At 31.7% G+C, this 8,347-nt stretch carries 9 protein-coding genes; 1 reads left to right on the plus strand and 8 read right to left on the minus strand.

All coding sequences use genetic code 11. The features are described from left to right. Positions 1-59 precede the first annotated feature (59 nt). From CWS20_RS13375 to CWS20_RS13410, 8 genes are all read right to left on the minus strand, one after another. Positions 60-323 (minus strand): acyl carrier protein, encoded by a 264-nt coding sequence (locus tag CWS20_RS13375; protein WP_066193344.1) that lies wholly within the window; start codon positions 321-323, stop codon positions 60-62. A 153-nt stretch (positions 324-476) separates the two neighbouring features. Continuing rightward, complete coding sequence (locus tag CWS20_RS13380; protein ID WP_066193342.1) at positions 477-1,505, minus strand: 3-oxoacyl-ACP synthase III family protein; 1,029 nt, start codon at positions 1,503-1,505, stop codon at positions 477-479. Positions 1,506-1,518: 13 nt separating this feature from the next. After that, positions 1,519-2,421, minus strand: a complete 903-nt coding sequence (locus CWS20_RS13385; RefSeq protein WP_066193340.1) for an ACP S-malonyltransferase — start codon at positions 2,419-2,421, stop codon at positions 1,519-1,521. 15 nt (positions 2,422-2,436) lie between these two features. Next, on the minus strand, positions 2,437-3,363 hold the full coding sequence (locus tag CWS20_RS13390) for an ACP S-malonyltransferase (RefSeq protein WP_066193338.1): 927 nt from the start codon (positions 3,361-3,363) through the stop codon (positions 2,437-2,439). Between the two features lie 21 nt (positions 3,364-3,384). After that, complete coding sequence (locus tag CWS20_RS13395) at positions 3,385-4,128, minus strand: SDR family NAD(P)-dependent oxidoreductase (protein ID WP_066193337.1); 744 nt, start codon at positions 4,126-4,128, stop codon at positions 3,385-3,387. Between the two features lie 8 nt (positions 4,129-4,136). Next, entirely contained in the window at positions 4,137-4,766 is a 630-nt protein-coding gene (locus CWS20_RS13400; protein WP_066193335.1) for a GNAT family N-acetyltransferase, read from the minus strand. A 19-nt stretch (positions 4,767-4,785) separates the two neighbouring features. Continuing rightward, the gene (locus tag CWS20_RS13405) at positions 4,786-5,475 is read right to left on the minus strand and encodes a helix-turn-helix transcriptional regulator (protein ID WP_066193334.1); all 690 of its coding nucleotides are present in this window, start codon (positions 5,473-5,475) and stop codon (positions 4,786-4,788) included. Positions 5,476-5,534: 59 nt separating this feature from the next. Continuing rightward, positions 5,535-6,515: an ornithine carbamoyltransferase gene (locus CWS20_RS13410; RefSeq protein ID WP_066193332.1), complete on the minus strand. Its 981-nt coding sequence runs from the start codon at positions 6,513-6,515 to the stop codon at positions 5,535-5,537. A gap of 197 nt (positions 6,516-6,712) precedes the next feature. Here CWS20_RS13410 and CWS20_RS13415 point away from each other — a divergent pair, with 197 nt between their 5' ends. Then, entirely contained in the window at positions 6,713-8,161 is a 1,449-nt protein-coding gene (locus tag CWS20_RS13415) for a class I adenylate-forming enzyme family protein (protein WP_066193331.1), read from the plus strand. The last annotated feature ends 186 nt before the right edge of the window (positions 8,162-8,347 follow it).

The raw sequence follows: 8,347 nt of genomic DNA on the forward strand, positions 1-8,347 counted from the left end.
TCTTGCCTAAAATTAGACAAGAGGCAATTTAATAATATTTAATAATATTTAATAAATCTTCAGCTCGCTTCTTGTGGCATGGCTGTTTTAATAAAATCTACCATTTTATTTAAAGTATTAAAGTTAGTAATTTGCATTGCGTTAATTTCTAATTTGTATTCATCCTTTAGGATTGAGATGATTCTTAGAACATCCATAGAATCCAAGTTGTATGGAGAATCTGGCCCGAATAAAATTGTATCCCCATCAATATCTTCTTTAAGGTTTACTCCATATACTTCAGCAAATAATTCTATTACCTTCTCTTTGATTAATTCATCCATTTTATTTTCCTCCTAAAATATATTTTTATTAACCAATAAGTAGACTAAAGGGCGAATCAGGTACAAATAAAGAACAATCTTCCTCAACTAAATTATCGTTAGTCTCATTCTCATTTGTATCTTTTAGTAGGTGATTCAAAATGCAACCTCCTTTTAATTTGATTTGCTGAAGCCCAATGCCCCCCATATAAAGCCAGCTCCTATACCACCAATAACCATTGATTCATCATTTGATATGGTATTGTTTGTTCTTGCTTGATGTAATACAGTTAATACCGTTGCAGCGCCTGTATTGCCATACTTATCAATATTAATTGTGGTCTTATGCTCCGGTTGATTAAGTTCTTTTAATACCTCTTTTATAATATTTAAATTTGCTTGATGAATAATATAATGGTCTATATCGTCTGGACTTAATTCCATATCATTGATAACCGAACGAATTGAATTTGGTAAATGCTTAGTTGCCATGTTCCAGACTGTTCTTCCATCCATCTTAATATAGTGTTCATTATTATCTACAGTCCATATACTTGTAGGCTTTCTTGATCCCCCTGCTGGGATCTCTACTTTATATGAAAGCTCTGAGTCCAAATTCCAGGACATCAAATTATAGCCATCTTCTTTGTAATTCAAAATAACTGCTCCTGCAGCATCCCCAAAAAACACTCGTGTTGTCCTATCAAATGGATTTGTGTATTTAGACAATGACTCTGCACCTATAACAAGGACGTTATTAATAGAAGGATTTTGAAGTAAATGAGTGCCTAAAAATATTCCATAAATCCCACCGGCGCAAGCAGCTTGATTCATATCTATAGTAATCGCATTTTTAATACCTAGAGCATCTTTAACAATTACTGCGGTTGAAGGTAATATTTGATCTGGAGTAAATGAGGCAATAATAATTGCATCAATCTCTTCTGGTGAAATACTAGCATTTTTTATTGCTTCCTTGGCTGCGGCAATACACAAATCCGATGTTGCCTCAGACTCATCTACAAACCTTCTTGTTTTAATTCCTGTTTTAGTTATAATCCAATCATCAGATGTATCTAAGCTTTCACTTAAATCATTATTAGATACTTCATTTTTAGGAACATACATTCCGGAAGATAAAATTCCTATTGGCCTAATTAAGGTGTTCACATTTTTACGTTGTTTAACAGTAGTATCAATCATCACTAGCCTCCCATTACAATCTAAATTTCAAAGGGTCAATATTAGTAACTGTAAAATCTTTTTTTAAAATAGCTCCAAAGAAGTTACTAGGGCCGATAACATAAATGTCTTTGATATTGTCATCTAACATTTTTTTGTGAACAAGTGTAAATTTCACGGGGGTATCTACACTTTTAAGCATCTCCTCTTTTAAATCTTCTCCACATGTAATACTTCTTGCATCTAAATCTGAAATAAAAGGTTTGGACAATTCCAAAAATTCATACTTAGAATAAACCTCTTTATCTAGCAAATCTCTCAATTCTTTAAGGTTACTAGTATGACTTAACTCTGCTGTGTGTATAGAAGTGCTTTTCCCTTGGACTTTAATTATGCGTTTAAGCTCATTGATGGTTTCTACCGTCGATCCTATACCTATAAGGTCATCAGATATAAATACAGATATTTCTATCCACTTTCCTTCTGATCTAAATTTTTGTATGAGTTTTTCTAAATCCCCAAGCGAATATTTATATATAAAATGCGTACAATATTCTTTATCCATATTACTCAAATAATCATCTTCTACAATGGCAGTGTCTCTCACTATTTTAAGTGCATCTTCAAAACCCAGACTACCTAGATAAACCGCTGCTGTGGTTATCCCGAAACTCGAACCGATCACATATTCAGGGTGTATTTCTTTATTACGCTTTTGTAATTCATATAGTAAAGCAAGGGTGTTAACGAAATAAGCACAGCGTTCAGTAACAATGGACTTATCCCCATTTGAAAAGTTTTTAAGCAAGGGATGATTAAGGTATTTTTCTGCCTTTATATATAACGTTTGTGCGATTGAAGATTGTTGTATAAAACGCTCAAAATCACTAAACCTCGATTTAGCCATACCTGGAAATAAAAAGACTGATTTACTCATTATAGTCCTCCATTATTAACTTCTAGCTAATTGAAAATCTTTTATTTCTAAATAACTCTTTATATCGAAGGAAACATCTGTATATTCCATAGATTTAACTAGAAATTTTCCAGGTCCAATAATGTCTAACTGTTCAATTCCTTCTTGCTTTAGCAAATGTAGAATATCTGTCCACCTGACAGGTAGAACATATTGCTCAGTTAATGATTCTTTAATCTGTTCACCATGCAATAAAGGTAGTGCGGTATTATTACACATGTTTGGAATTACTGGATCTGTAAAATCATTTACGTCCATAAACTTTTGTTTAAAGAGATCTCGCACTCTATCCATCATTGAAGAATGTGCAGGAGGGCTATAAGGAATATGAACTCCTAATCCTCCACTTTTTAATACATTCCATCCCATTTTTTCTAAGCCAGCCAATTCTCCAGTAATTATCATTTGATTGTCTGCAGTAAACATACATGGTGCAACATAATAACCTTGATTATTAGTTTCCTTCATAATTTCTAATAATTTTTCTTGGCTAATATTATAAAACATATAATTTCCATACTTATCATTAGAGTAAACAGATTTCTCACTCTCAACCATAGCTACAATCATCTTTAAGGTTGTCTCAAAGCTATATGCTCCACTTATATAACCAGATGTAATGCTACCTAGACTTGGACCGGAGACGAATGAGTATTCATTCAAATCAATATTGAGTCTTTTTAGTAATCCACAAGTGATAGAAACAATCCCACATCTACCGATATAACTTTCATTTATTAATTTTTCGTTTTCTGAGAAGAATGACTCATATAAATTAATTCCTAATATCTCACTGGCTTTTGCAAAGTATTGTTGTACTTCTTCGAATTGTTCATAATAATCTACTAGATGACCTGTACGTATGGTCATTTGTGGGGGTAATATCAGTGCTTTTTTAACCATCTGAATTATTCACCAACCTCATTAAATTGATAAGCCACCATCAACAACTAATGTATGTCCAGTTATGTAACTAGCATCATCTGAACATATAAAACATACAGCCTTTGCAATTTCTTCTGGTTGGCCAAACCTATTTAAGTCAATTTGTTTTTTATATTCCAATAAATCTTTTTCTTCAATTTGATTGAACATTCTAGTATCTGATATATATCCTGGTGCAACAACATTTATCCTCACATTGTAACTTGCAAATTCTTTACTTAAGGACCTAGTAAGTCCTATAATGCCGGCCTTACTAGCAGAGTAACTACTTAGTTTTGGTATACCTTTAATACCAGCTATAGAGGAAATGTTAGTGATACTCCCTTTTTTCTCCATGAGCATATGTAAAGAAACCGCTTTGATACAATTAATGGTCCCCATGATATTTGTTGATAGAATGTCATCCCAATTATCTAAACTATTAATTGCTAATGCTCTTTCTGCACTTACAGCAGCATTATTAATTAAAACATCAATTGTTCCATAGTCCTTTAATATCTGATTAAAAGCCTCTTCGACACTTTTGTAATCTCTAACATCCAACTGCAAGGCTTTTGATTCAGTTTGGTATTTATTGTTAATTTCTTCTATGGTCTTATTTGCTTCAATATGATTGCTAAGATAAGTTATTATAACTTTGGAACCTAGTTCAGCTAACCTAATGGCTATGGCTCTCCCAATACCTTGGGACCCCCCAGTGACTACAGCAATTTTGCCATTCAACTTATATTTCACACTCCTAAATTAGAGAAAAGGCTTCTTTGATTTTCGTAATATCTCTTAAATTTTGCTTTCGTTTCCTCTAACGTTTTTGGATCAAATATATTGTAGTAGAATTCAGGATTCTCCTCGTAATATTCATAATATTCATCACGAAGAACTGAGCAAATAACAGCATCATGATATTTACCATCTAAGAAATAGTAATCTCTTAAAATGCCTTCAATTTGAGTCGTGTGTTTCATTAACATCCCAATTGTTCTTATATTATAGAGACCTGTTATAAATTGTAGTCTATGGGCATTTTTAAAATGAAATAAATAATCCATAATTAATTTAGTTGCCTCGACACCATAGCCTTCATCCCAAATAGATGGATCCCCTATAGTACCACCAATTTGATAATTTCCTTGCGTTTTTACCTCGTGCCAAGAAATAAATCCTATTTTTCTACCGGTATTAGTTTTTACTCCCACATATCTAGTTTTATCTTGCTTAATTTGTTCCTTCATTTCATTTAATGATACAAAATCTAGCGAGCCACTCATTAGTGAACTAGTTAAGTCTGATTGTCTCCAATTATAAATTAGTTCTACATCTTCCTCTTCAAATGGAACTAAAGAAACCATTAGTCCTTTCAATTAAAGCGTCCCTCCTTTTTTACTTTACCAATTCATTTATTAATGAGTCATATGACTCTCGCTCAATAAGAGAAAGTGCTTTTACAGCTAAGCCTACTCTTGAGTTAACTTCAAATTTCTGAATGCAAGAAGTAATATGATATTCTACTGTTCTTCGACTCATATAGAGAGTATTTGCTATCTCCTGATTTGTCTTATCTCTAATTAATTCTTTAACTACAGAAATTTCAGTTTTTGTTAACGGTAACTTGTTTACATTGTTTCTAAAATACCCTTTATTTTCGTTATAACCAGAAAATTCTTTAGAATAATAAAAACCGCCATTAGAAACTGTTTGTATAGCTAATAATAAATCTTCTTTTCTTCTATTTAATATAATGCTATTAGAAAATTCCCACATTACATGTATTCTTTCGATATTAACAACAGTATCGTCAAAAATAATTACAATAGGCTTATCTTGACCATTAACTAAATGTTGTTTTTTTAAAAACTCTCTTAACTTTTTTAAGGCAGACAAATTAGTATTACTCATTATAATTAAGTCAAGTTTAATTTTATCTAAATTATTCAATTCGAATATTTCATCTTCATCATACAAACTATATTGAACATTAATTTTTATATTACAGGATTTAAGATATAAATGCGTTTGATTAATAAGTGACAAGTTTCTATCAATTATTGCTATTTTTAAAGGTCGTATCATATTTCCTCCAATAATTGTTAATCAGTTAATATGTTTGTAAATTCAAGGGAAAAGACACCTTAATTTTTTTGAAGGATTTTTTCTTTTGAATAAATGGATGCAAGTGTGGCTTTTTGTACATGGAGTCTATTTTCTGCGGTGTTATACATCAATGATCTTGGTCCGTCAATGATTTCTGCAATTGCTTCATCACCTCTAATAATTGGTAATGGATTAATAAAATAAGCATCTTGATTCGCTCTATCAAATCGTTCGTGATTTACCAACCAATTATCTCTAATTTCATTTTTATATCTTTGTTCTTCATAGCCAGGCAAGCTCAAGCTACCCCAAGCCTTTGCATAAACCACATCAACATCTTCTATTGCCTCATCTAAGTCATTAGAAAATTCTAAGTTCGCCCCTGATTCTTTTGCAGTTTGTTTAGCGAATGATAAATATTGTTCATCTAACTCAAACCCTTTAGGGTGAGCGATTCTTAGATCCATCCCAAGTAATGATGCAGCTGTTAACATACTGTGTGTACATCCTGGAGATTTCTTCCTTTCAGCATAACCCCAAGTAAATAAGACTTTTTTCTTTTTGTAATTTTGACCGTATTTTTCTTTTAAGGTAAGAATATCAGCCATTATTTGACAAGGATGATCTTTGTCATCTAATGCATTTATTACAGGAAGATTAGAATTATATGCTATTTCTTCTAATGTATTACGTCCATATCCATAATCATTCATGTTGTACCATCTGACTACTAATCCATCTAAGTATTTCCCCATAACTGTAGCCGTGTCTTTCATACTTTCTTTATTTGCTAATTGAAGCTCATGAGCACTATAGGTCAAGGGTTCCCCTCCTAAATGCTTAATTGCTGTTTGGAAAGAGATTCTTGTACGCGTAGATGGAACATTAAATAATAAGCCAATATTTTTATTTTTTAATGGCTGATCTTTAATTTTCCCACTTTTATAACTAGATGCTAAATCTATTAATTTTTCTAATTCGTAACCTTTTAGTTTTGAAAAATCGAAAAAATTCTCCATTTCTCAACACTCCTTTTGTTATAATTTGTATTTTTATATACTAAAAGTATATTATAGTGACTAAATTTTACCATACGTGAATACCGCAATTTTATACTTTTACATAATTTTCACATTTGACAAATAATTGCGTCATTTACCATAGAATTTAACATTTCTATAAATTAGTATATCTATATTTAAAGGAGGTATTTTATATGGATATATCCCAGAAAAAAAATAGTTCAATAATTTATGAAAACCAGGTTTATTCTCATAACCGTTTTAAAAACGATGTCATTAGCTATTCAATGGTTCTCTTGGATCATGGAATAGTTAAAGGAGACAGAGTCATTCTATGTTGCAATAATAACTACACTTTTTTGGTATCGCTTTTTTCACTTATGCATATTAACTGTTCAATTGTCCTCCTCGACTTAAATACTAACCACGCTGATTTGAAAATGATAAATAATAAGACAAAAGCTAAATGGATACTTACTGAAGCTGAACCTTTAGCATTTGATGGTCCTAAATACATTAGCTTAGCGACTTCATTTAATAGTATAGGAACCATTCAAATCTCTCTCGATATGGAGATAGAATTACATGAGTGGTATCACAGACCCGATGCTATAATACTCTTTTCTTCTGGCTCTACCGGTATACCGAAAGGAATGGTCAAATCCGGTGCTTCTTTATTCAATAATATGAATTCAACAGCAATAGGAATGGGATATAAGTCAAATGAAGTTATTTTACCTGTAGTGCCGTTTTTTAATATATGGGGATTAAACATGATTATTCAGTGGTGGGTAGTTGGTTGTACAATTATAATATGTAATTATCAAAGTATAAGAACATTACCAGCCATTATTAATAATTATAAAATTTCAGTAGTAGAGGCTACTATTGCTACTACTTATTTAATTGTACAAATTGCAGAGAGAAATAGAGAAAATGTTCATTTAATCAGCAATAATATACGTATGTGGTTCACTAGTGGCGCTCCAGTACCACAGGTATTAAAAAATAAATTTGAAAAAGTTTTTAAAATACCATTACTTGATTATTATGGATCATCAGAGGCTGGTAATTTAACATCCACGAATTTAAATAATCACAATGGAACTGGAAAGGTTTTAGAAGGTCTTTCAGTCAAAGTATTTGACGAAAGCTTTAATGAATCAAAACCTGGTGAAATAGGACATATCTATGCGAAAGGGAACGGTCTAATGGAAGGATACCTCGATAACAATGGTAATGTTCAATTAGACTTAAAAAACAGTTGGCTTGATATGAAGGATTTCGGATATTTTGATATAGATGGGAATCTATTTGTAATAGGTAGGCGTGACGGTGCAATACATAGGATGGGTGCAACTTTTTATGCCTGCCATATGGAAAGAATCGTAGAGGAACTAGGCATATTGAGTAAAGTAGTCAGTTTCACAGAAGATAGAAAAGGCTCATATTTAATACTGTTTATTCAATATTCTCATGAGAAATCTAGTCACATCAGAAAAGAAATAGTTGATGCATTACCTACTTATATGTATCCAGATAAACTAATTTGTATAGATGAATTTCCTTTTCTACCTAATGGGAAAATAGATAACAAACAGTTAGAGGAATATGCATTGAATAATTTAACAGTTTCTATCTAGTAAGTATTATTAAAATAATTAAAGGCTACAACCATGATAAACTGCACTCTATAAGATAGGCACTTTGAAAAAAGTCTATCTTATAGGGTGCTTTTGTTTATAATGAAAAAAGACGTAGCTGGAGCCGTTCTCCATTCGGATCAAGGCTTCCAGTATACGTCAAAGCTATACAGCAACCGATTAAAG

It is taken from the genome of Cytobacillus horneckiae (assembly GCF_002835735.1).
In the GTDB taxonomy this organism is placed as follows: domain Bacteria; phylum Bacillota; class Bacilli; order Bacillales; family Cytobacillaceae; genus Cytobacillus; species Cytobacillus horneckiae.